The sequence below is a fragment of the Paenibacillus sp. FSL H8-0175 genome (genome assembly GCF_045040615.1).
Taxonomy (GTDB): domain Bacteria; phylum Bacillota; class Bacilli; order Paenibacillales; family Paenibacillaceae; genus Paenibacillus_AQ; species Paenibacillus_AQ odorifer.
In genome coordinates this window covers 1,556,587-1,582,434 of the sequence record NZ_CP150299.1, presented here as the reverse complement: position 1 = coordinate 1,582,434, position 25,848 = coordinate 1,556,587, and the positions used below count along the sequence as shown (strand labels likewise).

Genomic DNA, 25,848 nt, shown 5'->3' with positions numbered 1-25,848 from the left:
ATTCCTCCAAGTTTTAATAGTTATTTTTTAATAATAGAAAGTAATGTATGTAACTCCAACAGACAAAAAATTTCTGCCCAGGCTTTTCAGTAACTTCTACTTTTGGCAACTGGGTTTGGAACAAACTGCCTTGTTTAAATGATGCCATATCGTTACAATCAATAGTTAATGACATCTATTTCCTGTATCGTTTTATTGCAACATCCTTTCTAATATATTTTAACTCATACCTATTACCTATATTATTATCGACAAATTTCTTTTTTTATTTATATTAAAATACAAATTTCTACAAATTCCAACATATTCATGGTTATATTTGCCTTAATTTCATACACAATTGTGTAATTCCGTTATCGTTTAGAAACAACTAAAAAAGGCTCTGCGTGCGCCTTCCAACTCCAGTCCATTCATCCTACAGGATATTCGAACAGGAATACGCCGCAAAGCCTTCAATACTAGATGCTTATATAAGTAAATTAATCCGTCTAATTACTTAGTTGCGGAGTAGCCCCCGTCAATCACATGTGCTGTACCTGTAATAAATGAAGCCTCATCACTTAGAAGGAAACATGCAAAAGCAGCTACTTCCTCAGGCGTACCATATCTGCCCAAAGCCGTTCCAGAAGCGATAAGAGATTGAAGCATCTCTACATCATCAGACAAAAGCTTTTCGTATCTGTTCATGGTTGGTGTAGGAATAGGACCAGGGCAAATAGCATTTACTCTGATATTACGGTGACCCACTTCTTTAGCAACCGATTTAGTCATGCCCACAATGGCGTGTTTACTTGCTGAATAAGCTGCATCATTTGCCATCCCAATAAAAATACCATGCAAGGAGGAACAGTTTAGAACGGAAGCACCGGATTTCATATGTGGTAATGCATAATGCAACATGTAGAATTGGCCATTAAGATTTGTCTGAATCACCTTTTGAAACAATATCGGATCATATTCTGTAACATCCGCATTATCTCCTGTAATTGCTGAGTTATTATAAAGGCAATCAATCTTTCCATAAGCTGCTAAGGTTTGATCTACGATATTTTTGCAGTCTGCTTCAACTGAAACGTCTGACCGCACAAACAGCGCTTCTCCACCTAAAGCTTTGATTTCTTCGACTGTGTTAGCGCCAGCATCTGATCGATTGGCAACTACTACAGTACCACCCTCTCTTGCTACTCTCAATGCTGTAGCTTTTCCGATTCCGGTACCAGCACCCGTAATAATAACTACTTTGTTTTCAAATCTGTTGCTACTCATTATGCGCACCACTTTCTTATGTCTTTTTCAGGAAGAGGATTTGAACCTCATAGACCCTAATGTCACCTGATACAATGTGGATTGGAACATTTTTGCAGAAAAATCGACAAAATTATCCTCTATATGACAACTTTATTGTATTTAATTGTATATAGCAATCAATATTTTAATCTACTTTTCCAACAATTGAGAATTTGGTTTTGATCGTCATAAAAAATACACCCCTTAGAATTTCATCAGATAAACCAGAAGTTTTATCCAATGTTATTCTAAGAGGTGTAATAAACCTCTACCTAACTCCACGAACTGGGACGTCGATTCGAACTTGACCTCCACTCGTCAGGGGAGAATTGCTAATATGCAGACTACCCTGATGCTGCCTGACAATGGTGTCGGCAATGTAAAGTCCCAATCCATAGTGACTTTTGGAGGTACGGCTACTGTCCCCTTGATAAAACTGCTTAACTGCTGATTGGAGTCCCTCACTTGTAAATCCTGATCCACTGTCTGTTACCGTTATACTCCACCGATCTTGTTTTGCCTCAACCTGCAAATAAATCACACTCTCATAGGGGGAATACTCTACCGCATTAGCGAGTACATTCATCATAGCCCGATGAAGTAGCTCATCGTCAATCAACACCTCAGGGGGCAGATTATTGTCCTGGTGAAATTCTATCTGAAGACGCTTAGGGACAACCAACGCATCTAACTGCATACGAATTTGCTGGATAAAGGCATCCGTTGCAACCCATTTAGAGCGGGGAGAAATTTGTTTTCTTGTATTAGAAATCTCAATGAGTGTTGCCATGTATTGTTCGATTTGATCTGCATTTTTGGAAATATACCCTATATATTCTTGCTGATTCTCTGCTAAATCTGAGTCTATCAGCAAATCTGCATTTCCTTGAATAATCGTAAGAGGAGTCTTAATGTCGTGGGCAAGCGCAGAAATCTGCTCTTTTTTCATTTGTTCCAGATTCCATTGCTGTTCTAGCGACTTTTTCAATTCCTCTCTCAGCTGTTCCAGGGATGATAGCACCTCATCAATTTCACTGACCCCAGAATACACGACAGTAAAATCCAAATTCTTAGCTTCAATGTGATGTGCAGCTTCCTGCAAGGAAGCCATTTTTTGACTCAGTCTTCGAGCGAAAAATCCAGAAATCAGAATAACTTCCAGTAACATCAGAACTACAAAAAACAGCAATAGCGTTAATTGCGGATTAGGCAGCGTGTTATGCAGAAAATTCGAGGTGAACTGCGGTACGATCGCATATTGCAGTACGATAACCTCATGCTCCCGCTCAATCACATCGCTGCAGTTTGTACCCATGAGATTGCAACTGCTTTGATTCTTCTGCAATATATCTAGAGCGCGTTCTTTAGGAATATTTCCTGAAATATAATTCTTTTGCTGATCCAATACCGCATATTCCGCTCCCCAAGGGATCATTTCTTCCGTAATTTGTGGCGCACGCTGCAAAACATCCCAAGACTTTGCAATGGATTGCTCGGTATGGTTTGCTGGAACAATCATTCCATACTGCATTAAGAGAGTAAATACCCCTAAACACAGAAATGCCAATAATAGAGTACACGCACCTAATGATAATAAATATTGAATGAAGACTGTACGGAGCCGTATTCGTTTCACACCCATTTGTAACCTATCCCCCAAACGGTTTCAATCGGTGAAACCTCCCTCGCACTCAGCTTACTGCGGATATTTTTCACATGTTCTGTAATAGTTGAGCTATCGCTTTCTCTGTCATAGCCATAAACCGATTCATAAATTTGTTCTTTGGAAAAAACCTGACCTTTATTTCTAGCAAGAAATTCACATATCTGATATTCACTTTTAGTGAGATTTATTTTCTCTTTATCAACAAAAATCTCCTTTGCCGAGAGATTGAATTTCACTCCAGATGCGCTTAACATATGATTTTTCTCTCGATTTTCACGCCGCAAATGAGCGTTCACCCGAGCCTTCAACTCGCCTGCACGAAAAGGCTTCACGATATAGTCGTCTGCACCTACACTAAATCCAAACATAATATCCGTTTCCATTGATTTAGCTGTAAGAAACAGAATCGGACAGTCTACGATATCCCTGATTTGAGTACAGAGCTCAAAACCATCGATATCTGGCATCATCACGTCCAACAGGATTAAATCAAATGTCGAGTACTCATTCAAAGGCATATGTCGTGCACTTGTTTTTATCGTAACCCTATGGTGATCTTTGCTAAGAATATTATTTACTAGCGCCAAAATATCAGGTTCATCATCTATTATTAAAATATTAGCCAGTGACCTCACTCCTATTTATTCATATGATTTCCTACCCTGAAAGTAATGAAACCATATCAAGCCTAACACTGCCATTACCATTGTACTAATAAGTATAGCAGGTACGGAATGAATAAGTTGCAGCTTCAATACTTCCGTTTCAATGAGCCCGTTGGGTTGAGCATAAAATAAGGGAAGTTGAATCATCCGCATCGACCAGGCCCACGGTAAGTATAACCACACTTTATCGCCTACAATTGTTCCACCTACGATAGCTGCAATTAGCGTACCTGCACTACCCACCGTTAGAGAAAGTCCCATGCCTCCAGCATAACTTAAGATGAGATGAAAGATCATTAAGATTAGAGCAGTGCCTACTACCCAACAAGCTCCTTGCCAGAATATTAGATATTGTATCCGCTCTATATGCAAAATTTTTTTCATGCCCAGTATTAGAATTGATGTTGAACCGAATACGATCCATATCATCGCCAAGATTATGAACCCTAGTTTTCTTATATAACACTTCGGACGTGAAAGAGCACTTAATAGATTATAGAATCCCCCTGCCCCCTCCTCTAAACCACTCATTAAAGCAGAGAATAATCCTATCCCAACAGGCAACCCAAAGGCTAGTAATGAAAAATAACCATCATAGATGTGAAGCTGATCCGCACGCTGTGAAAAATACCAAAGTATCATCATCGGATATAGAACAGGAACAAGGAATATCAACCAACGAATTGCAGTGTGCTTAGTCATCAACCATTCAGCTTGTAATAGTCGGAGTATCACCATCTCTATCGCACCTCTCTTCTACTAAACCAGCAGCTAGTTAAGGTGAGGGTCACCAAAAAGAATACCAGCGACACCACAATTCCAGGTAAAATAACCGAAGAGTCTCTTAGAGCATCCTGTGCTGAAAGAGCCACACCATTGGGACGCACACCAACAATGGGACACATTAACCTTAAAGCCCAACTCCACGGAACATAAATCCATGAAGGTTGATCCGCCGCTAGTACACTCACAATCATCCCAAACAGACCTGCAAGAATAGATACTACCGCCCCAAATTGTTCGGCTAAGAATAGATAGATTGGAATCATCCCCAAAGAGGTCAACCAAACAACAATAGCGGCTGTTGTAATTTCAGATAAGGCTGCTGCACCCAAAGGAAACAAAAGACCAGATAGGTACATTACTGCAATAAGAAGCAGCGAAGACAGCAGCAAATAATATGACACCACAATTATTTTACTGAGCCAAAGTTTAGCGATACTAATTCCGTGACTGCTTAAGCTACGGTACCCTCCAGCCTTACGATCCTTGTTATTCGATAGTGTAGACAACAAAGCAGATCCTATGGTCATGAATAACAGCGGCCACCAATTAAATACCATTTCCATAAAATAGTGGTCTTCCGTTTGCAGGTTCTGTTGTGTGAAAAATGAAAATAGAAGAAAAAACAGTGGCACCGCAACAATCAATTTTCGCGAAAATGTTCGTTTGAATTTAAGATTTTCGGATAACAGATAGTGGATCATCTTGTTACCTCCTGTCTGTTCCGAGTCACGACTTCCATGAACAATTTCTCCAAATCATCACCAGGATATATTGCATTCTGATACCCTAGAACACCATTACTAATGATCCCAATATGATCGGCAATTTGCTCCACCTCATGAAGAATATGACTCGATAAGATGACGGTAATCCCTTGTGCAGGAAATGAGCGTATAAGCTCACGTAATTCCTGAATCCCAATCGGATCAAGCCCATTTGTCGGTTCATCCAGAATCAAGAGTCTAGGTTGATTTAACAAGGCGATCGCAATCCCGAGACGTTGCTTCATGCCCATAGAGAATTGTCCCGCTCTTTTTTTACCTGTTGTTGTTAAATCAACAATTTCAAGAACTTCCCGAATCCGAGAATCCGGTAAGTTTAATATTGTCGTATGTACCTTCAAATTTTGGGCAGCAGTCAAATTCCCGTAAAGTGGCGGGGACTCAATCAGCGCTCCAATGTGTAGTAAATCCTTACGTGTCCATGGATGACCGTCAAATAAAATTTGTCCTGACGTCGCTCGAAGAATCCCTGTTATCATTTTTAGAGTCGTCGATTTACCTGCGCCGTTTGGGCCTAGCATTCCATAAATCGAATTAGTTTTTACGGTTATGCTGATATCATTAACCGCACACTGCCCCCTAAAATTCTTGCATAAATTATTAGTTTGTAAAATATATTCTCCCATCCTATATCATCCTCTCATTTGCTATACGTTGATCATATATAGCAAATCTAAGGACTTTATAAGGTTTTACTGAGCTCAAATTATACGGGATTATAACGAGCATAAAAAAAAGCTCGGTTCAAATTTAACGTTGAACCGAGCCTGTTGAATTTTTATCATCATGCTCTGCGAATTGTAAATTCAAAATCCATATCTAAGGATGGATTGATTTGATATTCATCAAGAACTGGAGCTCCCCAGCTGTCATCCCCGCCTACGCCCATTTGACGTCCAGCAATGGTAACAACGGTATAGTGAACGTTCGGCAGCTCATAATGATGTGTCGCATTCTCCAGCTCCATTGCCGAGTAAGGCGAGATATTGGCTTCAACAGGGGCTGTAGCTGGTGCCGATATTATAATGCCTTGACCATAATCGTTCTTAATGGATACTTCGCGCACACCTGTGCGGTTGCCCGATTCCTGCGGTACCAAATAGGACGACACATTATCCACCGCATGATTCTGGAAGCGACACAATCTTGCTCCACACGCACGGTCGATATAATTTTCTTCCGGCCCATTTGCATACCAATTCAGCTGGTGATAATCCGCTGGCACCTTAAAGCTTAAAGCGAAGAGTGGAAGCTTTGGTAAACCCGCTGCTCCATGGTAGCTTGATTTCACCTGTATGCTTCCATCGGAGAACACTGTGTAAGTTACACGTACACGTACCTCCTCTGATACACTAAGCTTATACACGTAAGTCACGGTCGCACGATCTTTCTCCTCCACGAGCTCGAAGCTTAACGTTCTACGGGTCAAGCTTGCTGCATACCAAGGGGAAGAGTCGAAATGCATTCCTGCCCCCTTATCATTGTCTGTCATTGCTCTCCAGAAGAGTGGTGCCGGCGGTGAAGAGATCATTTCCTGTCCTGAATATTTAACAGAAATTAATGTACCCGCCTGCTTTGAGAACATTACGGAGAAGTCACGACCATGTACACCAATATTCACATCTCCTTCAACCACGCGAAAATCATTCACGACAGATGTTATTTTAGCATCTGTTAAAGACTCCTCGGCTGACGTATTGGCCACTTGAAAAACATGCTGGCCAAAAGCGATTTCATAACCGCTATTCGCCCATAATGAATCTTCCTTCAGGACAAGTGAAACATCCAAGCTATACTCGCCAGACTGATTCTTGATATCGGGCAGATCAACTTCTACATATTTTTCCTCGCCCGGATTAACCTGAGCGAATACAGTTCCACGCTGGATGACCCTACCCTCATAGTTCAGAGCGTATTGTAATTCATAAGCATCCAAGCCCACAAATAAGTTTTCATTTCTGATTGTAAACCCCTGACTGTCCGGGACCAGCTTGACGTTCTGATACAGAAATTTCACTTCCTGCATTTTTGGCGACCATCTCCGATCCGCATACACAATTCCGTTACCGGAGAAGTTGTAATCGGTTGAACGGTCATCAAAGTCTCCTCCATAAGCCATGAAGGGCTTACCGTATCGATCATTTTTTATAATCACCTGATCCATATAATCCCAGATAAATCCACCCTGATACATTGGATACTTCTGCTCCAGCTCTGTGTATTTATGCAGTCCCCCGACGGAATTACCCATCGCATGCATGTATTCACAGCTAATATATGGCTTTAACGGATCTTCTGTTAAATACCTTTCGATATCTGCCGCTTTCGCATACATGCGGCTTTCCATATCGCTCGAATCATCATATTCACGGTTATGGAACACCCCTTCATAATGAACCAAACGAGTAGGATCCTTCTCTCGAAAATAATTGGCTACGTTCAGAATTACTTCTCCTGCAAAAGATTCGTTCCCACAGGACCAAATTAGAATGGAGGGATGGTTTTTGTCTCTCTCTACCATGGAAATCGCACGATCCATCACGATATCCTGCCATTCAGGCTTATTGCCGGGGATGTTCCAAGACGGCTCAACTGCCCCCATTTTCTGCCATGATCCATGCGACTCTAAATTCATCTCGTCAATGACATAGACTCCGTATTCATCACACAACTCATACCAGAGTGTCATATTCGGATAGTGCGAGGTCCGCACAGCGTTGATGTTCGCCTGCTTTAAGGTTTTTATGTCCCACAGCATATCTTCTTTTGTAATGCTGCGTCCAAAGCGCGGATTAAACTCATGTCGGTTGACACCTTTAAATACAATACGTTTGCCGTTTAAGTGCATAATCTTATCTATCATTTCGAATTTCCGAAAACCAATTTTTTGCGGCACAACTTCTACAAGATCCCCGGATGCGTTGTAAACAGAGACGTAAAGGGTATACAGATTAGGAGCTTCTGCGCTCCACAGCTGCACCTTTGTTGCCGCAAGCGTAAGCGAAAGGGAATCTCCTGAAACTTCACTTTCCCCACTAGCCACAAGATTACCTGCTCTATCCTTTAGCTCAAGGAGCACTTTTGAGGCAGACTTACCTATCAATTGCATGACAGCCGTCAGCGTTCCTTGCTCAAACTTTTCATCCAAATCGGTTTGAACGTGGAGATCCCGCACATGAACATCCGGCACGGTGTATAGATACACCTCACGAAAGATTCCCGAAAAGCGCCAGAAGTCCTGATCCTCCAACCAACTCCCCGTGCTGCGCTGATAGACTTCGACCGCCAGCTTATTTTCACCTTCCGTCAAGTACGATGTTAAATCAAATTCACTCGGTGTAAAGCTATCTTCGCTATAGCCAACAAATTCCCCGTTTAGCCATATATAAAAAGCCGATTCAACTCCTTGAAAAGATATATACACCGGACGTTGCTCCCAGCCCGCAGGAACTTCAAAATATTTGACATAGCTGCCTACAGGATTGTGGTCCTCAGAGATCATTGGAGGTCTAAGATGCTCATGACCGTCCCATGGATACATCGTATTCACGTACTGAGGCTGCCCATAACCCTGAAGTTGGATATGACCGGGAACTTTAATATCCTTCCAGCCTCTGCAAGACACGTTCTCCTTATAAAAATGAACCTGTCGTTCCATGGCATTTTGGGCATAGCTAAATTTCCAGCTGCCGTTCAGGCTGTGGCGCCAGGGCATTTCTCCAAGCGCTTCCGCTTCATTTTTCGTTTGGTAATATCGATGGTCAGAATGCGCGTGCACTCTGCCTATTGCATAAATGGAAGGGTCTGATAACCATTCCAGACTTGGAGTGAGGTTTCGTTCAACCTGCTGCTTCATCTATATTTCCTCCTCAATTCATAACATGATCGCTAACTTATTTAACCGAACCCGTCATCCCAGCTACAAATTGCTTTTGCATCATGAAGAACACTAGTGCTGTCGGCAAGGTCGTAATGACAATCGCAGACATGATCAGACCATAGTCAGGGGCATAACCTGAACCTAGATTCGAGATAAGAAGGGGCACAGTCATATTTTCTGGTGATTGCAGTACGATCAAAGGCCACAGATAATTGTTCCAGCTGTTTAAAAATGTGATAATCGCAGCGGCGGCATAAGTTGATTTCATCGTTGGCATATAAATGCGGAAGAACAGACCAAATTCCGAAAGACCATCGATGCGCCCAGCCTCCATCATATCCTTAGGAAACATTTTTGTACTTTGACGAAAGAAGAAAATTAGAAATGCTGTTGTAAATGTCGGAAGAATGACCGCCGATGCTGTATCGATGCCCAGAAAAGGCACTACACTAGATACTTTTGCGAACATTTGAAATAGAGGTACCATGATCGCCGCAAATGGAATCATCATTGAAGCAAGTAAAATATTGAATACGATATCTTTACTCCGGCTGCGGTACATTTCAAAACCATATCCAGCCGCCGATGCGACTAGCAGTGAAAGCACAGTAGTCACCACAGAGATTTTTGCAGAGTTCCAGAGAGCCTGCCACATATCCACTGAACTAAAAAGATTGTTTATATTTTTCACTAAATGTGCACCCGGCAACAATGTTCCTTTGGTTACATCAACCGACTGGTTCGTGGCGCTTATAACCATCCAGATAAATGGAAAGATAGAGATCAGCGCAGCGATGATTAGAAATACGTAAGTAAACATGCGTTTGGTTTTCATTATCTCTTATCCCCTCCTACTTTGTTCTGAATAAGCGTCAGAATGAGCACCATTACAACAATCGAATAGGAGACAGTTGCAGCATATCCAAAGTTAGGTGTGTATTCAAAGGAAAGGTTATAAATATATTGGGAAATCGACATGGTTGCATTGCCGGGTCCACCTTTCGTGATGTTAACCACCTCGTCAAACAACTGAAGGGTACCAATGGTCGATGTGATCGTCGTAAACAAGATAATCGGCTTCAATAGGGGAATTGTAATTTTGAAAAATTGTGTAAATGCACTCGCACCATCTATATGAGCAGCCTCATATATTGATTTGTCGACATTTTGCAGTGAGGACAAATAGAAAATCATATTATAGCCAGTAAAGCGCCAAGTGATAGCGATAATGATAGTGACTTTAGCCCAGAAGGGGTCAGTAATCCATTGAATCGGTTCGCTGATTAGATGCAGATTCACCAGAAATTTATTGACGATACCTTCGGCTCCAAACATGTACTTGAAAACAACGGAGTACGCTACAAGTGAAGTTACCGTTGGCAGAAATATGGCCGTTCTGAAAAATCCTTTAAATTTCAGTCTTTCGTCATTTAGCAGCACAGCGATAAAGAGCGCCAGCACCAGCATAACTGGGACCTGAATAATCAAGTAAATAAAAGTGTTTTTGACGGCTGTAAGGAAAGTGGTGTCGCTAAACAGCCGAATATAGTTATCAAGGCCGGTAAAATGAAGATTGTTGCCTCTACCTGTCTTGAAGGATAGAATTAAGGCTTGAATCATTGGATAGAAATAGAAAATACTGATCATAATTACCGGCACAATAACGAATAACCAACCTGTCAGATGGATCTGCCGTTGACCCTTAGAGCTTTTATGTCTTTGAGAGCTTAGCCCTGGCTTTACATTTTCCACTCCACTTCACACCCTTCTGTCTGATTTATTAGAGATGAAAGCCCCTGCTACCCATCCTTCTGTAGAAATCCAATTTACAGGAGAAGTAGAAGCAAGGGCTTAGATAGTACAGCCTAAGTGTGATTAGCGAACTTGGGTATCTGCTTGCTTCTGGGCATCTTTCAGAACAGTATCTACATCTTTTCCACCAAGATAAGATTGCACTGCTACAACCATAATGTCCTCTATCGCGTAAGTGTTCATGCCGTAGTTGACGTTAGGAATTTGCTCGGTCCATGCCGCAAAATCTGATACAACCTTTTGACCTTTGAAAAATTCATCCGCTGCTGAATAAGCTTCTCCGCTTGCCGCAGCTTTTAAAGTGCCGATAACACCAACTTTTGTATTCAACGTCTGATACAAATCAGCATCAGAAGCAAATGTTTTTGCAAGGAACTCCGCAGCGGCTTCTTTACCATCTACATTCATTACATACCAGGAGCTGCCCCCAAGGTTAGATGCATGGACGGAGCCTGCTGTTGCTGCCAGCTTAGGAAGTGGAGCTACTGCCCACTTACCGGATTGGGAAGCTTCGGCTTTAATTGAAGGGGTAATCCAGTTACCCGTCGGCACGGTTGCCACTTCACCACTATTAAATGCGCCTACAAATTGGCTCCAGTCTGAGTTAACTTTCACGATGCCGGAATCCATCATTTCTTTGTACAATACAAGTGCCTCTTTCAAAGCAGCGTTGTCTGCAATGGTCGGAGTCTGACCGTCTTCACCTGTATACCATGCACCCGCCGATTGAATCATGACCCGGATAAGTCCAAGATCATTGGGATCCAGTGTGATCATGCTTTTGCCGGTTTTTTCTTTTACAGCTTTACCGATCTCGATATATTGCTTCCAGTCGATATCCTGTAGTGCATCCAGGCTGTAGCCTGCTTGCTCAAGATAGTCTGTCCGTACATACATTCCAGTCACACCAGAATCAAACGGAACACCGTATTGCTTGCCGTCAACACTGGTCGGGCCAATCTTATAATCCGCAAAATCAGCGGCTTTTACAACATCAGTCAATTCATAAAAGGAATCCGGATACGCTTGTAAAAAGCTTTGCGCACGGTAATCCTCGATCAATACAATGTTAGGAAGACCCTTCGTAGATCCAGAGTTCAGCCCTGTGTTCAGCTTTTGCACGATATCAGCCTGCGCGTTCTCTACGACGTTTACCGTTATGTCTGGATTGACTTTCGCATAAGCTTCTTTGGCAACATTCATGGCTGCAATGTTAAACGCTGGGTCCCAAGCCCAAACTGTGATTTCTTGTGGCTTACTGCTACCTTCGCTTCCGGAGTTGCCCGTTTCGTTTTTCGTTCCACCTGAGGAACATGCCGAAAGTAGAACCACACTAGCCAGCATCACGGATAATAATTTTTTCACTTCGTAACCCCCTTGTTAATCTGTAAAATAATAAAGATGGAAGCGTTTTCTCTGCTACAATTCCATATTATCATTTTGTATTCGCTTTCTTTGGCAGTATCTTTGTTAGCTTTGGTGTTATTATTGGATTCTATTTTCCCTCTGAGATCGACACTGGTACTAATTTTAGATTTTTGTAAATTTTTTAGCCTTTTAACAATGGAAGCGTAATTATGATCTTCGTACCTTCATTTCGTTTGCTTGTAATGTTAATACCGTAACTCTCTCCGTACAGCAATTTGATTCTGTCATCCACATTCCGTATACCGATCCCGGAGAACAATTGGCGTTTGTGCTTCGAGGCTGGCAACTGTTCTTCTTTCAGAAAATTAGGATCAAGGTCCATCCCGTCACCATTATCTACAACTTCACATACAAGCTGATCTTCCTGAACAGCGATCATGATTAGAATTCTTCCCTCATCTTTAAGATTGAATGCATGAAAGAACGCATTTTCGATAAAAGGCTGCAGAATTAGCTTTGGCATATGATAATCCAAGCTTTCAGGCTCCACAAAATAATTCACGCGGATCTTCTCGCCGTACCTTACATGATTGATATATACATAATGCTTCAGCGATTCTAATTCCTGACTAACAGGTATAGTGGATTGAACATCACTGACAGTATTTTGCAGGAGTGAGATTAGCGAATTTATCGTGCCAGCTGCTTTTTCTTTGTTACCCTGTTGCACCAGAAATTTGATAGAAGCCAGTGTATTGTATAAAAAATGGGGATTGATCTGCATTTGAAGGGCGGCCAGCTCCGCATTACGCTGCTGCTTCTGGGTCTCCATCAACCGATCAACATAATCATGTAGGGAATCAAGCATAAAATTAAAGGCATTGCCTAGCTCCTTAACTTCATAACTACTAGTGGCGACATCCACGTGGTTATCGAATCCCCCCTTAGGAATACTCGACATCTGTTCAACGAGTACACGCAGGGACTTCGTCATTTTCCTTGTAATTAAAAATACAATAATAAGCGAAATGGCTACGATAGCCATGATCGTCAACGACACTGCTTTGGCATTAACCATCTGCCCGGTCACAGCTTTTTTATCGATCAGATTCACCAAATAAACATCAAATTCAGGCAAGTATTCCGAGAATACTACCCGTTCATTCCCCATCACATAGACAGATTCTCCATTGTCTCCTGTGCTCTGTTCGTCAACTACTTCTTGAAGCAGCTGTTGATCGTTCAGTCCAATCAGCTCTGTCCTGTTGCTGGATACGATTTGCCCTTTTGCATTCAGCAACACAACATCATTACCTTCACTCGTAAAATTGGCATAGAAGGCCTTGAAATCGCTATCACGAATTGCAATGTACATAGTGCCATAGATACTGCCGGTCGAATGATCAAATAGAGCTTTAGAAGCCACTAACATGATCTCTTTCTTATGGGTTTGACCATCCTCTTTTTGATAAAGCTGGTACAGAATTTGCTGCGGATGAGCCACTGTCGCTTTCGTAATCGGGTGGTTCTTCAATTCTTCAGCAGTAGCAGACCAATACCAAGGGTCAGTTGAGTAACTTCTGCCATTCGCACCTACAATCATAATCCCCACATCAAAAGCACTTAGGTTGGAGCGGACTGCCCGCATGCTTTCTGTCATCTGGTAGGTTTTGATAGCGAGTGTCAATGAATCCGTCTCTCCCCCAGACAAATAGCTGCGGATGGCACCTTTCTGAGCTGTCATTGTAGCACCCGTAGCTACAACGTTGTTGTAGGACTCCAAGTTTGTCTTCATCTGATTTAGTAGTTTGCCATTCGTTATGCTGAAGGTCTTTAAGAATAAATTTTCTGACATACGGATGGTAATAGACAAAGTCAGCAGGGATACAGCAACAATGCTTATGAGGGTCACAAGAAAAAGCTTAAGAAATAGGCCCTGCTTTCTAATCTTGTTAATGATAGTTCCAATCATGGTCGCTCTACGTCCCGTCTTCGGTACTGGCTCGGAGAAATACCAGCCTGTTTCTTAAACACTTTAGTAAAATAACTCTGATCCGAATACCCCACACTAGCGCTGATATCAGAAATTGTTTTTTCCGTCGTCACGAGTAACTCCATGGCTTTCTCCAACCGGACCTTATTCAAATATTCATTAAATCCTTCACCATTCTGAGCAGTGAAATGGCTCGATAAATAAGAAGCGTTGAAATGAAACTGCCGTGCAACCCCAGTCAACGTGATGGGATCAGCGTAATGAGTCTGAATGTATTCAAGCAATCGGGTCATATTGGGATTGGTCGTTAGGTTCGTCTCACCAATCGCACGTTCAGCTTCGCGAATAAAGGCTTCAGCAACAGCAATTGCGTCTCCGGCATACATCGCTTCATCTATTTTTCGAAAGAAATCGTATTTGGATGCCTCCAAGCCTCCAGTCTCGTACTTCATTTTTCCAAGTGTGGTCGCTACGTTAAATATGAAATTCCCCAATAACGATTTGAATTCGAAAATATCGGTCCGATAATCCATCGAACGGAGATGAACATATTCCAGAAATCCAGTAAATGCCTTCTGGTATTGCTTACGTTTCAGTTGTTCCATTAATTCGCCCATATCATATTCCTGATAGGCTCTCGGAAGGCTGGGCAAATGATCGTTTTCAATTAAGCTTCGATCCGGCAAGTAGAAACTGTATCGTGTAAGCTTTAAATAATTGTCTCGATAAATCTCTCCCAGCTTATTAAAATCCGTAAAGCTTTGGCTGATAACGAAATGTGTTTCTCTCGCCCAATGATCCATTTCCGAGACCAGATATCGGAGCTCTATAACAAGCTCGTCCCACTGTTCCGGGTTTGCATTAAGCAAATAAATAACTGAATCATTGACAAACTTCAACCGAATAAACACTGTATCACCCAAAGGGAGCGTACTAAGCCCTTTTTCTATTTTCTGTGTGAAAGTTAACCTATCCCCAGAATCTTTAATATGTCTCATATCCGCTCCGAAGAAAGCGAATAGTGGGTGTGGAAACTTCGCATGAAGCAAAGCATGTTCAATCCCAGACTCATATCCGGTCATAACCTTCTCGATAACTAGCAAAATTTGCTTTTCGCCAGGTTCCGTTCCTTGATCGGACATCTCCATCCCTACCAATTTAGCAGTGGTTTTATTTAGGATGGATAACAAATAATCAGCTTCCAGCTTTGGCTTCAGAATGTAGTCCGCTACCCCACTTTGAAATGTGGATCGGACATAATCGTATTCACTGAAACTACTTAAGACGATTACTTCAATATGAGGGTATTTCTCCTTAACAATCTTAACCAGTTTCTCTCCGCCCATGATTGGCATAACAATATCTGTAATGATGATATGTGGGCTGACCTCATCCATCATATTTAGTGCTTCAAGACCGTTAGCAGCCTCACCAACAATTCGATACCCTTCATTCTCCCAATCCAAAAGATGTTTGATTCCTTGTCTTACTAGCATCTCGTCATCAACAATCATAATTTTGAATATTGGTTTCATTTCTTCCCCCTTGTAACCGTTTTCTTTCCATTTGTTAGTATACAATACATCCAACAAGGAGCAAGCTTCTAGACAAGTAAAGCCGTAAGCTTACTTAAAAATTGTTCATTCCAAATCATATGCCCCACTGACAAATATGGTCAACCTCTCATTTTTCATCCCATGAAATATTCTTAAATTTAAGGAAAAAACTTCTAGATGATGCAACAAAAAAAGCTGCGATATTTGCAGCTTCTTTGTTAATGAAACAATAATCCAAATAAATTATTTATTGGCTTATAGATAAAAATAATAAGAAACAGCGGACTGGGGATGTTCAATTTTAACAACGAGCAGAAGGTCGCACCAAGACCCAAAATCCAAAAAATAAAATATACGCTAAGATCACGCACTCGGCGCTTTCGCATTAATTTAGGCAAATCAAGTGCCATACAACCTACAGCAATCACCGAGAATAACAGTACTAGCATCTGACTTCACTCCTTGATTTTTTCAAGAAAAGAATTATCTGTGAGACCCACGCGGTTAATAACTGCTGAGGCTTTGTAATGGATGGGCAATGATTTAAGGTAATCGTCCCCCTTTTGTTGCTGCAGCTTTGCCCAAGCTTTAGGGCTGGCATGGTAGATCGATTGTCCGAATCCCATAATATCAACATTGAAACGATCATTTACATGCTCCACAGTTTTTTGCATCCGCTCTATAATCCGCTCCTCTGTTTCCTTTTCCAAACGTTTTATAGTGCTTTCCGATTCCAAATTTTCTACACTTTGCACTTCTTCAATATTGCAAAGCGTCTTAACACTAAGGTAAATATGCGGCTCCCCATTAATGATTTTCACTTTGCGTTTAGTTGTAGCCTGGATCGCTTCGATTACAATGGGCTTTCCGTCTTCCCCTGCGATCGGGCCAGAATGTGCGGTTACCTTATCGTTGATATAATTGTAACCAATCGTTTCTCCCTCGGTTAGCCAACCGATCAACTTGTCTTTTTTGAACACAGCTACAGTATGGTATTCCAATCTTGCCTTAGGCATTGTTCGCTCTACATTGCTTTTGTCCTCTCCATCTTTGGGATCGCCTATAATTTTCACTCCGGTTAGCACAGGATTCTCGCCTTCAGACAATAAATTCTCAATAAAATCATCCAGCGTGACAGCGACTGTTTTTGCTGAATCTTTATAAGAATTATCCAAGGAACTAAATAATTTGTTCGCTGGTAATTTATCCATAGGTGTAAGGACATTCAAGACATTGCTGGCGGTTGTATCTCTGGCAACCATAACGTAGAAATCCATCCGGGGTTCCCGACTTCTTTTAAATACATCGAGTATCTCACCCACTCCGGTGCGGGCAAGCTCCTCCCCAATCACCAACACCCGGATATGACCGAGATAACTTGACCTAGAGCTATCCAGATTCAGCTTACGCAGCGCATCATAAAACGTAGGTACAGTAAATTTATATACAACCACTGGGACTCCACTGCCTCCCCCTCCTCCATTCGTTTGGGAGGAAATCGCAGATGGAATAACGACCTGCATCGAAACGGTATAACCTTTTTCTGCCTTGTCAATCCCTATCCCCAAGACAAAAGCTATCTCATTCAGCTCATTTCTTTCCCAACAGCCGCTTAGCACTAACGTAAATTGGAGGGCTATCATTAATCGAAGAACGCCTCTAACTAATTTTTTATTCATTTTGTTGGTTCCTTATCACTGGATGTGCTTTGACGAAACAGGTTCTGCGTCTTATTCTCAGCAGGCCTTGTCTTTAAAAACGGCCACGGAAAGCGAAAAATAGAGTCTTTTAAATCTTTGGAATTATACGGTCCGAGCGGACTCATATAAGGCATTCCGAAAGAACGCAGACTCGACAAATGCAATACGATGATGAAAATACCGAAGAGAATTCCATATAATCCGATAAATCCGGCCAAAGCTATAAGCACAAAACGGATCATCCGCGCAGCAATAGACATTCCTGTCTCCGGAATAACAAAACTAGAAATGGCTGTTAGCGATACAATAATGACCATTGCGGATGAAATAAAACCCGCTGCTACCGCGGCTTGTCCTATCACCAGCGTTCCGACAATGGAAATCGCCTGACCAATATTTTTGGGTATCCGCACCCCGGCCTCCCGCAAAATTTCATAAGTCATTTCCATGATCAGCGCCTCAATAAAAGCAGGAAAAGGAACACTCTCCCGCTGGGCAGCTAAACTGATTACAAGATTGGTCGGTATCATCTCTTGGTGATAAGTAGTAATCGCAACATACAATGAAGGGGCAAGCAAAGTAATAAAAAATGAAATAAAACGAACTAATCTCAGCAATGTTCCAATATCGGCCCTTTGGTAATAATCCTCAGCTGACTGGAAAAATGCCACAAAAAATGTGGGCACCAACAGTACAAAAGGAGTTCCATCAACAAGAATGGCCACTTTTCCTTCCAAAATACCCGCTGCAATCGTATCTGGACGATCACTGTTGTATACGGTAGGAAAAGGTGTAACTGCCGTCTCTTGAATAAACTCTTCAATATATCCACTCTCGAGAACACTGTCCGTATCTATTTTATTCAGACGGCGCTTTACCTCTTGCACCAGTTCCTTATTCGCGATGTTACTTAGATACATAATGGATACGCTGGTTTGAGTCACCCTTCCGATCTGAACGGTTTCCAGCCATAAATGGCTATCTTTGATTTTTCGCCGAACCAGTGCCGTATTCGTCCGTAAATTCTCAGTGAATCCTTCCATTGGACCCCGAACAACCGACTGTGAGCTAGGCTCCCCTACATTACGATCTTCCCAGCCTGGTAAGCCGATCCGCAGAGCGCTGGATAATCCGTCAAGCAGCAGCATTATATTACCGGACAATAAATGATGAATAAATTGGCTGTAATCGTCAATGACGGCTATATCGCCGGCTATTAATATCTGTTTCTTAATCATCTCAAACTTCTGCTCGGGAGAAAGCCCCCTCAGCTGTTCGTAAGGAATGTGTTCCTGCAAGGAATACAAAATTGAATTATGCAGCACCTGAGTATCCACAAGACCATCTATGTAAACCAAAGAAATATGAGTGTTTTCTTCTATCTGCAACTCTTTTATGACTACATCAGAGCTTTCCCCCATCAATTGGTACAAATTAGCAATATTAACTTCCAACCGGCTTGATAATGTACCAATCTCCGTATCTTTCATGATGCAACCTCCACTTCTCCATAGATAGATGAGTATAGTTTGATGTTAATTATGATAATTATTCCTTCGGATTAAAAAATCGGGATGGCATAATTCTGGTAACTACAACCATACTAAAACTAGTCCAATAAATTTGAGGGGGTATATGAGTTTGGAGAAAGATCGAATTAGTACCAATCAAATGATTATACTCGGGCTATTCACATTTATTGGGGATATGGCGCTTGTGTATCCGGCGTTAATGATATCAGGAGCGAAGCAAGATGCATGGATTGCTGCTTTGATTAGCATTCCCTTGGGTCTAGTGACCATAAAACTGTTACTCTGCTTAGCAGACCTTGAACCCAACAAGAATATTATCGAGCTTAGCCTACAAATTTTAGGAAAATGGGTCGGAACTGCTGTGGCCTTATTCTATTTAGGGTTCTTCCTGATTGCTGCCTCCACCTACATAAGAGAAATTGAAGATTTCATGTGTACACAGATTTACGAGAAAACACCCGGGGGGGTTATTCGTTTCATGGCCATTTTCCTGCTGGTATATGGGGTACGACTTGGCCTAGAAACCTTGGGCCGGGCAGCTCAGCTTTTTTTCCCTTTATTTGCAGTTTTTTTAATCGGTCTGCTGCTCCTGCTGACCCCCGATGTCAAAATGGAACGTTTATACCCCATCTTGAACACACCAGTACCGGACATGCTTCATACTTTGATGTATGGTGTTTTTTATCCTTTTGGCGAATTATGCGTGTTTCTAATGATATATCCTTATGCTCAGAAAAATAGTAAAACAAGCCGGGATATTTTCATAGCCTTGATCATCGGAGCTCTGGGCCTTAACCTCATCTTATTGTTTTCCCTTACCGTTCTAGGTGTTTACGCTTCTGAACATCAATTTTATGCCGCTTATATTCTTGCTCAAAAAATTAATATTGCTAATTCTCTGCAGCGTATTGAAGCACTTATGGCTACAGCATGGATTATCAGCACATACTTCAAAACTGCAGTTTATTACTATGCTTTAACCTTAGGTACAGCCCAATTATTTAAACTCAAAAGCCACCGTCCTCTGATCATCCCCACTGGATTTTTGTTATTCGGGATGTCACAGCTGATTGCCAAAGACATCATTTTCTATGTGAAGGAGATCCCCGCCTACTGGGTAGATTGGGATTTCACCTGTGCATTTGTTCTGCCGCTTATGTTGCTAGTTGTGTATAAATTCAAGAAACGCCACGCTTCTAAGGTTTAAACGACACTAGATTGTGAATAAGTGAAATTAAGATTGTAGATACGAATCCCACTTAATGATCTAATTACGCTCCACTAAAATAATTGGGTAATTTCTCCCTGGAATTCACAAAGTGAATATTCCGCTGCCCAACCTAATGGCATAGAATACTTTGTGTGCGTAGCCCATAGTCTATTGGCTAAAGCAAGAATCCGCTTATAGCCTTTTTACTAAAAAAGAAGCTGCCTCATAAGTAGTATTCACTACTTTTAAGACAGCCTCTTTGTTCATAAGTTTCTTGTATGAAGTAACTCTATTCCTTCTTATCCAAAGAAATCGACGATGGAGTTACATCACTGACAGGTTCTTTTGCCACTTCAAAAGTGGATCCGCAGGCCGGACAAAAGCGAGCCTCGATCGCAACATTCCCACCGCATGCTTTACAATGCTTTACATCGGACAACTCAGCAATTTGCTGAAGGTTCGTCTCAATCTCCGCCTTCAATTCGAGAATACGATTAATATTAGTCTCGATTTGCTCACTTGGCAGTGGTCCTGCACCTTGAGTTACGGCTTCAAATAACAGTTTGCCCATGACCTGATACTGCTGGTCAATATCATTTTGCTTACCGTTATTTTGCAGCTTCAACCGGTTAATCTCCACCACTGTTTTTGCTTTATTCCCAGCCTCGCTTACCCCTGCTTTTACTTTGTTAAAAAAACTCATATTCAGCCCCCAATTCCGTAGTAGTCATATATAAGCATATTTCGACACCGCCAGAAGTATTCCTTTCTTTATTGTACCTAACTTCGTCCATGGTTTGTAGCCTATAACCGATTTACTAACCCTTTCCCCGCCTTCCTGCGGGAACGAACCTCGACTCAGGTCTGGTATACAAAACCGCCTCCAGGCCGTTTTTTCGCATGCAAAAAGACATTAGAATGAGTACATAAGCAAACGGGTTGCAGGATTCAATAACAATCACACCCATACGAGAGGAAGAAAACAATAAATGAAAAAATTATATCGTTCCCAAAGTGATCAGAAGATAAGTGGTTTGTGCGGAGGTCTTGCTCGTTGGTCTGGTATTGATGCTACAGTAATCCGTCTTGTTGCTGTTGCCGCAGCATTGTTCAGCTTCGGAACTGTACTTATCTTCTACGTCATCGCTAGTATCATCGTTCCTAAAGAACCTTTTAACAGCTTTTCAGATGGACATGATTTCTATTAATTAATCGTCGTTTAATACAAGCCAGCCCTAATATAGCCATAAAAAAGGAGAGATAGAATATGAGTCTATTAAAAAGAATTTCCACAATTACTAAAGCAGCCCTACACGAAGGTCTAAATAAATTAGAAAACCCGGTATTGCTGACAGGTCAGTATTTACGTGATCTTGAAAATGATATTGCTAAGGCGGAACGTAATGAGCGTGATCTGCAAGTTACAGCAAGTGTGTTGGAACGCCGCAAGCAAGAATATACTCAGTTAGTAGAGCAAAGTGAAGCCGAAGCCGTTCAAGCAGTTGAGCAAGGAAATGAAGAAAGAGCTCGCCTGGCACTCATAGCCAAGTTACGGTACGTGGAACAGCTGGAAGAGTCCATAAATAGCCAAGTACAAACTAAGCAATCCCTGGCAGAGCTTGAGATCAATATCGCTAGAGCTAAAGAAGAGCGTGAACATCTCAAAGCGAAAAGAACTGAGCTTATCGCTCGCGCTCAACAAGCCACAGAAACACTCCACTCAGCTCCACGTAGTTCTACGAAAGGACTAAATGTAGGATCAGCTTCGCAAGGCTTCGAACGTATGGAAGAGAAGATTTTCGAGTGGGAAGCATTGGCGGAAAACTCCAAAAATAAATTCAATACAGGTACAGGAATAAGTCCTTCCATCGATCCTAACCTGCGTAGCGCTGTTGACATCGAAATCGAGCGAATCCGCAACCGTAAAACTAACACTGAAGTAAACACTGAGAAAAAATAAATAGGACAATAAACCCCTTATTACTCAGCTATTGTGCTGAATAAGGGGTTTGTTTTTTACTTCTTTTCATCCCGCGAATCCATTTTTTCGTTTCCGGATCCACGCGATAAGACTCCGTGATTTTCTGCAAAGCCTTGTTGTAAGTGAAATCATCTAAGCTGTTGTTTCTCAAATAACTCATCGTAGGCTCTGGCAATTTCACATAACAAATCGAAAGCGCCCAAGAAACCGCCATTTTTACATAATAGCCTTCATGACTGACCTTATCGAGCAATGGTAAAATCCGGCTGATATACGTTTCTTCAATAAAGAAATTAAGCAGCATTACCACAGCAAATCGGATCTCATATTCTTTATCTGATGATAAGTACGGCATTATAAACTCCCATACCCGTTCTTTATTCTTTACGGTAAACTTCAGGCTTGTGCAAAAGCTATCGCATACCGACCAGTTATCGATTCTGGGAATAAAGTCAGCGATATAACGTAGGATTTCTTCAAGATCTGTCTTCACGTAGCCAAGCACCATACCTTGCAGCATCACTTCTTCAAAATAATCTGTCTCGGCATGCTCCAAATAGGCTCTCCAATCACCCTTTGCAATGATTTTGGCAAGCTTGCGCAGTTCCGGTAGCCTGACGCCTATAACATTATCTATCGTCGGAATTAAGGCCGCAGAAAACTTTTGGTAGTCCACATCTGCCAAATTCAATAGCTGTTCTCTTATTGTTTTTTCCATAGTAGTACTCCTTACCCGTCCATTATTCAAATGAAATTTCCCATAAATATATAGAAGCCACAGAACCCAAAGGAGAATAGTTTAGCCGGTATTGTTCAAATTGATCTTTGGTAAGCTTATCAAGTCCATACAGCTTCATCATCCCCCGACGAATCGCAATATCTCCCCAGCTGACTACATCCCGTCGTTCCATAGAATGGATTAACATCATTTCTGCCGTCCACTTGCCAATGCCCTTTAACGTCATAAGTTTTTGTATAACCTCTTGATCTGATAACCCAGGCAATTCCTCCAGCTTAAAATCACCCTGAGCGACCAAATTGGAAATCTCATGGATACATAGTGCTTTTTTCATCGTCATCCCACAGCTTTGAATCTCATCCGCCGTATGTAAGGCTAACTGCTGCGGAGTGATGTCTCCGAACTGAGCCAACATTCTGTTCCAAATGGTCCGAACCGCTTTTACTGAAATAAGCTGTCCTAGTATAGCATAGATAAGCGCAGTAAAAAGATCCGGTATAATTACACGTTCCACCCTGCCCATCCGTGCCATAGCTGCGCCAAGTACTGGATCCACACTTCGGAGATAATCTATGTCTTCTTGCCCATAATCAAAAAACTTAGTAATTACGCTGCTCAAAGTGTTTCCTCCCGTATCTGATAGTGATGACCCTAATCCTAATATACAATACCTATTTGGCAGTGTACGGATTGTTGAATAGAATAGCAAGATAGCGAAACTAAAAAAAGCCATAAGACCTCCTAAGATAGGTGGTTATGGCCTATAGTAACGCACAGGCTTATTCATTTTCAGTAATGTATTTTTATGTTCGCAGGATTCTTTTTTCTTTCGCTGCGCTTAGCCACAAGGGGAATTCATTCAGCAGCTGATCATACAGATCTTCATCAGTCACCTTTTCAATGTTGTCCAGATGAATAAAATTGGCGTTATCCACCAAACGGCCCTTCATCGTATCAAGTTGCTTCAATACTTCAAAATCCGAGTTACCGATTCCGACAAACTGCCAGAAAATCGGTTGGACCGAAGCAGCCATAATCACATTTTTAGTGGATTTCACTATACCACCATCGTTAATAAATATGATAAATACCGGTGTAGAATCGGGTTCTTCCTCCGTATATTTTTTAATGATATCCTCCATTACTGGCGGTTCATTATTGCGGCCAAACTTATGAATGGTACGATTATTTAAAATATGTGTAAACACATATCTTCCTAATTCCTGCTCTGTCACTGGTGGCAGCCGGCTAAACTCCGTATCGTACACCCAAACATCTAACGATTGGTTATCATCAAATTTGCAGGCAACGGCTAATATACGCTCAACTACTTCTTGAACGGTTCCATTATTATAGAGATTTCTCATAGATCCTGTAATATCCAGAACAACGCCTACCCTTGCGATGACTCCTGTCAGATTCTTTTTTTCTAAGGTAATCTGAACAATTTTTTTACGTAAATCAATAGAGGACAGTACATTCTTCTCTTCATAACGGATCGTCTCTAAAGGCAGGGATAACTCAGCTGTGGCCGCTACCTCAGGGTTCCCTTCGTCTTCTTCAATAACGAGCCCATAGTTTGTACATAACGCAGCCAATCCTCCCTCAAAGCCACTACCAATCGCACTGAATTTCCACTCTGGGCCATAGCGATATAGCTCTCCAACCACAATAGCTGTCTCCGTCGACAGGTCAGAGCCATACTCGAAAACGAATAATTCCTCACCGCTAGCAGCATCCACTAAGCGTAGATAAGGAGAGGTTACTTGCTTCATAGAGTGTCCTAATTTTTCTCCTTCATAGATCGTTAAAGTTAAAGCTATTCTAGTAATATCCTTAGGAAGTCGAGAAAGTGTAATGGCGATAGCTTCTTTATCCCCTAGTTGTAAGACAGAATGAGTTACAGCTTCGTCTATAGACAACGGATTACCATAAAAGATAAAGTTCTCATCGCGTTCGCAACGGTTCTGCTCTGACAGTAAAAAAGCAGCAGAGTCTATGCCAATTCTAGTATCAGCAGTCATCCACCCAAATTTCAGCAAAAGCTTGTTCACGTTTCTCCCTTTCGTAATATCCACCTTTTGCCCCTTTATAAGCCGCACTCTATCATCTCCTTATTTTTACTGAACAGCTCATTGTGATTCACTAGATTGTATTTATCATTTTACTACTTTAATATGAAACGTATATATGATAGATAAGGAGCTTTACGAATGGACTTTATAGCAATTGACTTTGAGACCGCGAACTCCAGTCGATCCAGTGCATGTGCCTTGGGACTTGTGGAAGTTAAAGCTGGAAATATAACCGCAGAACATTCTTGGCTAATTGACCCGCAGCAGCGGTTTGATGGCATGAACATTTCGATACACGGCATCACGCCATCAATGGTAATCGGGCAACCTACTTTTCAAGAACTGTGGCCCACCGTTGAACCGTTACTACACGGACAAATCGTCGTGGCGCATAATGCTGCTTTTGATATGAGTGTCCTGCGTTATTGTCTCGATGGAGTGTCCCTGAGCTACCCAAGCTTTCAATACTTATGTACCTATTTATTAGGCAAAAAAATGCTGCCCGACCTGCCCTCCCATAAACTTAATGTAGTCTCCGATTTTTTCGGCATTACGCTAAAGCACCATGATGCCTTGGATGACGCACGCGCAGCCGCTGCAATTCTAGTAAAACTTATGGAGCAGGAGGAGCACTATGATCCTCTATTGCTCTCTGCCAGTCAAGGATATACTAGCGGAACGATGTTTGCCGGCGGGTATACCCCATTTTCCACTCGCGCGAAAAAGCCTGCTAAGAAACAAGGCACTAAACATAAACCCTCCATTTATAGCAGCCGCGCCACTTTGTCCAAATAACCAAAGAACATCAAAAACCCC

Annotated in this window: 23 protein-coding genes and 1 pseudogene; 4 read left to right on the top strand and 20 right to left on the bottom strand. The window is 41.8% G+C overall.

What is annotated here, in order from left to right:
• Positions 1-492: 492 nt before the first annotated feature.
• From MHH46_RS06945 to MHH46_RS06875, 15 genes are all read right to left on the bottom strand, one after another.
• On the bottom strand, positions 493-1,266 hold the full coding sequence (locus MHH46_RS06945) for an SDR family NAD(P)-dependent oxidoreductase (RefSeq protein ID WP_036675873.1): 774 nt from the start codon (positions 1,264-1,266) through the stop codon (positions 493-495).
• 289 nt (positions 1,267-1,555) lie between these two features.
• Complete coding sequence (locus MHH46_RS06940) at positions 1,556-2,818, bottom strand: HAMP domain-containing sensor histidine kinase (RefSeq protein ID WP_179086308.1); 1,263 nt, start codon at positions 2,816-2,818, stop codon at positions 1,556-1,558.
• Positions 2,819-2,919: 101 nt separating this feature from the next.
• Complete coding sequence (locus tag MHH46_RS06935) at positions 2,920-3,579, bottom strand: response regulator transcription factor (protein WP_076193032.1); 660 nt, start codon at positions 3,577-3,579, stop codon at positions 2,920-2,922.
• Between the two features lie 15 nt (positions 3,580-3,594).
• The gene (locus tag MHH46_RS06930) at positions 3,595-4,356 is read right to left on the bottom strand and encodes a lantibiotic immunity ABC transporter MutG family permease subunit (protein WP_076192951.1); all 762 of its coding nucleotides are present in this window, start codon (positions 4,354-4,356) and stop codon (positions 3,595-3,597) included.
• A 2-nt stretch (positions 4,357-4,358) separates the two neighbouring features.
• A complete protein-coding gene (locus MHH46_RS06925) occupies positions 4,359-5,105 on the bottom strand; it encodes a lantibiotic immunity ABC transporter MutE/EpiE family permease subunit (protein ID WP_076192952.1) in 747 nt (248 codons plus the stop codon).
• A complete protein-coding gene (locus tag MHH46_RS06920; protein WP_076185383.1) occupies positions 5,102-5,812 on the bottom strand; it encodes a lantibiotic protection ABC transporter ATP-binding protein in 711 nt (236 codons plus the stop codon). The genes MHH46_RS06925 and MHH46_RS06920 overlap by 4 nt, the downstream gene beginning before the upstream one ends.
• Before the next feature lie 158 nt (positions 5,813-5,970).
• The gene (locus MHH46_RS06915) at positions 5,971-9,042 is read right to left on the bottom strand and encodes a glycoside hydrolase family 2 TIM barrel-domain containing protein (RefSeq protein WP_076192955.1); all 3,072 of its coding nucleotides are present in this window, start codon (positions 9,040-9,042) and stop codon (positions 5,971-5,973) included.
• 37 nt (positions 9,043-9,079) lie between these two features.
• Complete coding sequence (locus MHH46_RS06910; protein WP_076185385.1) at positions 9,080-9,901, bottom strand: carbohydrate ABC transporter permease; 822 nt, start codon at positions 9,899-9,901, stop codon at positions 9,080-9,082.
• Positions 9,901-10,713: a carbohydrate ABC transporter permease gene (locus MHH46_RS06905; RefSeq protein ID WP_232061505.1), complete on the bottom strand. Its 813-nt coding sequence runs from the start codon at positions 10,711-10,713 to the stop codon at positions 9,901-9,903. The genes MHH46_RS06910 and MHH46_RS06905 overlap by 1 nt, the downstream gene beginning before the upstream one ends.
• Positions 10,714-10,941: 228 nt before the next feature.
• Positions 10,942-12,243 (bottom strand): ABC transporter substrate-binding protein, encoded by a 1,302-nt coding sequence (locus tag MHH46_RS06900; RefSeq protein WP_076125404.1) that lies wholly within the window; start codon positions 12,241-12,243, stop codon positions 10,942-10,944.
• Positions 12,244-12,427: 184 nt separating this feature from the next.
• Positions 12,428-14,218: a sensor histidine kinase gene (locus MHH46_RS06895; RefSeq protein ID WP_076192957.1), complete on the bottom strand. Its 1,791-nt coding sequence runs from the start codon at positions 14,216-14,218 to the stop codon at positions 12,428-12,430.
• On the bottom strand, positions 14,215-15,774 hold the full coding sequence (locus MHH46_RS06890) for a response regulator (RefSeq protein ID WP_076193035.1): 1,560 nt from the start codon (positions 15,772-15,774) through the stop codon (positions 14,215-14,217). The genes MHH46_RS06895 and MHH46_RS06890 overlap by 4 nt, the downstream gene beginning before the upstream one ends.
• Positions 15,775-16,013: 239 nt before the next feature.
• Entirely contained in the window at positions 16,014-16,244 is a 231-nt protein-coding gene (locus MHH46_RS06885; RefSeq protein WP_076125408.1) for a hypothetical protein, read from the bottom strand.
• A 6-nt stretch (positions 16,245-16,250) separates the two neighbouring features.
• Positions 16,251-17,474, bottom strand: coding sequence for a Ger(x)C family spore germination protein (locus MHH46_RS06880; protein ID WP_076125410.1), 1,224 nt, complete (start codon positions 17,472-17,474; stop codon positions 16,251-16,253).
• Positions 17,471-18,985 (bottom strand): spore germination protein, encoded by a 1,515-nt coding sequence (locus MHH46_RS06875; RefSeq protein WP_076192959.1) that lies wholly within the window; start codon positions 18,983-18,985, stop codon positions 17,471-17,473. The genes MHH46_RS06880 and MHH46_RS06875 overlap by 4 nt, the downstream gene beginning before the upstream one ends.
• Before the next feature lie 145 nt (positions 18,986-19,130).
• Here MHH46_RS06875 and MHH46_RS06870 point away from each other — a divergent pair, with 145 nt between their 5' ends.
• Positions 19,131-20,234 (top strand): endospore germination permease, encoded by a 1,104-nt coding sequence (locus tag MHH46_RS06870; protein ID WP_036675894.1) that lies wholly within the window; start codon positions 19,131-19,133, stop codon positions 20,232-20,234.
• Positions 20,235-20,526: 292 nt separating this feature from the next.
• Here the strand turns inward: MHH46_RS06870 and MHH46_RS06865 are convergent, their stop codons facing one another.
• A complete protein-coding gene (locus MHH46_RS06865) occupies positions 20,527-20,940 on the bottom strand; it encodes a zinc ribbon domain-containing protein (RefSeq protein WP_036679993.1) in 414 nt (137 codons plus the stop codon).
• A 286-nt stretch (positions 20,941-21,226) separates the two neighbouring features.
• Between MHH46_RS06865 and MHH46_RS06860 the strand changes: the two genes are divergently transcribed.
• Both MHH46_RS06860 and MHH46_RS06855 read left to right on the top strand, forming a co-directional pair.
• Positions 21,227-21,445: a PspC domain-containing protein gene (locus tag MHH46_RS06860; protein WP_038569266.1), complete on the top strand. Its 219-nt coding sequence runs from the start codon at positions 21,227-21,229 to the stop codon at positions 21,443-21,445.
• A gap of 59 nt (positions 21,446-21,504) precedes the next feature.
• Positions 21,505-22,197, top strand: a complete 693-nt coding sequence (locus MHH46_RS06855; RefSeq protein ID WP_076136267.1) for a PspA/IM30 family protein — start codon at positions 21,505-21,507, stop codon at positions 22,195-22,197.
• Between the two features lie 28 nt (positions 22,198-22,225).
• Here MHH46_RS06855 and MHH46_RS06850 read toward each other — a convergent pair whose 3' ends face one another.
• The 4 genes and pseudogenes from MHH46_RS06850 to MHH46_RS06835 form a co-directional block, all read right to left on the bottom strand.
• Positions 22,226-22,936 (bottom strand): DNA alkylation repair protein, encoded by a 711-nt coding sequence (locus MHH46_RS06850; RefSeq protein ID WP_076192961.1) that lies wholly within the window; start codon positions 22,934-22,936, stop codon positions 22,226-22,228.
• Between the two features lie 22 nt (positions 22,937-22,958).
• Positions 22,959-23,576: a DNA-3-methyladenine glycosylase gene (locus MHH46_RS06845; RefSeq protein ID WP_076192963.1), complete on the bottom strand. Its 618-nt coding sequence runs from the start codon at positions 23,574-23,576 to the stop codon at positions 22,959-22,961.
• Positions 23,577-23,760: 184 nt separating this feature from the next.
• Positions 23,761-24,432 (bottom strand): VWA domain-containing protein, encoded by a 672-nt coding sequence (locus tag MHH46_RS06840; RefSeq protein WP_256717214.1) that lies wholly within the window; start codon positions 24,430-24,432, stop codon positions 23,761-23,763.
• Between the two features lie 111 nt (positions 24,433-24,543).
• Positions 24,544-25,059: pseudogene (locus tag MHH46_RS06835) on the bottom strand (TerD family protein); the annotation flags it as partial.
• A 111-nt stretch (positions 25,060-25,170) separates the two neighbouring features.
• Here MHH46_RS06835 and MHH46_RS06830 point away from each other — a divergent pair.
• Complete coding sequence (locus tag MHH46_RS06830; RefSeq protein ID WP_076192968.1) at positions 25,171-25,827, top strand: 3'-5' exonuclease; 657 nt, start codon at positions 25,171-25,173, stop codon at positions 25,825-25,827.
• The last annotated feature ends 21 nt before the right edge of the window (positions 25,828-25,848 follow it).

What these genes read in the sequence shown, in the direction of transcription:
- MHH46_RS06945 (WP_036675873.1), bottom strand. Translation starts at nt 1,266, where the DNA reads ATGAGTAGCAACAGATTTGAAAACAAAGTAGTTATTATTACGGGTGCT.
- MHH46_RS06940 (WP_179086308.1), bottom strand. Translation starts at nt 2,818, where the DNA reads ATGCAGTATGGAATGATTGTTCCAGCAAACCATACCGAGCAATCCATT.
- MHH46_RS06930 (WP_076192951.1), bottom strand. Translation starts at nt 4,356, where the DNA reads ATGGTGATACTCCGACTATTACAAGCTGAATGGTTGATGACTAAGCAC.
- MHH46_RS06925 (WP_076192952.1), bottom strand. Translation starts at nt 5,105, where the DNA reads ATGATCCACTATCTGTTATCCGAAAATCTTAAATTCAAACGAACATTT.
- MHH46_RS06920 (WP_076185383.1), bottom strand. Translation starts at nt 5,812, where the DNA reads ATGGGAGAATATATTTTACAAACTAATAATTTATGCAAGAATTTTAGG.
- MHH46_RS06915 (WP_076192955.1), bottom strand. Translation starts at nt 9,042, where the DNA reads ATGAAGCAGCAGGTTGAACGAAACCTCACTCCAAGTCTGGAATGGTTA.
- MHH46_RS06910 (WP_076185385.1), bottom strand. Translation starts at nt 9,901, where the DNA reads ATGAAAACCAAACGCATGTTTACTTACGTATTTCTAATCATCGCTGCG.
- MHH46_RS06905 (WP_232061505.1), bottom strand. Translation starts at nt 10,713, where the DNA reads ATGATCAGTATTTTCTATTTCTATCCAATGATTCAAGCCTTAATTCTA.
- MHH46_RS06895 (WP_076192957.1), bottom strand. Translation starts at nt 14,218, where the DNA reads ATGATTGGAACTATCATTAACAAGATTAGAAAGCAGGGCCTATTTCTT.
- MHH46_RS06890 (WP_076193035.1), bottom strand. Translation starts at nt 15,774, where the DNA reads ATGAAACCAATATTCAAAATTATGATTGTTGATGACGAGATGCTAGTA.
- MHH46_RS06885 (WP_076125408.1), bottom strand. Translation starts at nt 16,244, where the DNA reads ATGCTAGTACTGTTATTCTCGGTGATTGCTGTAGGTTGTATGGCACTT.
- MHH46_RS06880 (WP_076125410.1), bottom strand. Translation starts at nt 17,474, where the DNA reads ATGAATAAAAAATTAGTTAGAGGCGTTCTTCGATTAATGATAGCCCTC.
- MHH46_RS06875 (WP_076192959.1), bottom strand. Translation starts at nt 18,985, where the DNA reads ATGAAAGATACGGAGATTGGTACATTATCAAGCCGGTTGGAAGTTAAT.
- MHH46_RS06870 (WP_036675894.1), top strand. Translation starts at nt 19,131, where the DNA reads ATGAGTTTGGAGAAAGATCGAATTAGTACCAATCAAATGATTATACTC.
- MHH46_RS06865 (WP_036679993.1), bottom strand. Translation starts at nt 20,940, where the DNA reads ATGAGTTTTTTTAACAAAGTAAAAGCAGGGGTAAGCGAGGCTGGGAAT.
- MHH46_RS06860 (WP_038569266.1), top strand. Translation starts at nt 21,227, where the DNA reads ATGAAAAAATTATATCGTTCCCAAAGTGATCAGAAGATAAGTGGTTTG.
- MHH46_RS06855 (WP_076136267.1), top strand. Translation starts at nt 21,505, where the DNA reads ATGAGTCTATTAAAAAGAATTTCCACAATTACTAAAGCAGCCCTACAC.
- MHH46_RS06850 (WP_076192961.1), bottom strand. Translation starts at nt 22,936, where the DNA reads ATGGAAAAAACAATAAGAGAACAGCTATTGAATTTGGCAGATGTGGAC.
- MHH46_RS06830 (WP_076192968.1), top strand. Translation starts at nt 25,171, where the DNA reads ATGGACTTTATAGCAATTGACTTTGAGACCGCGAACTCCAGTCGATCC.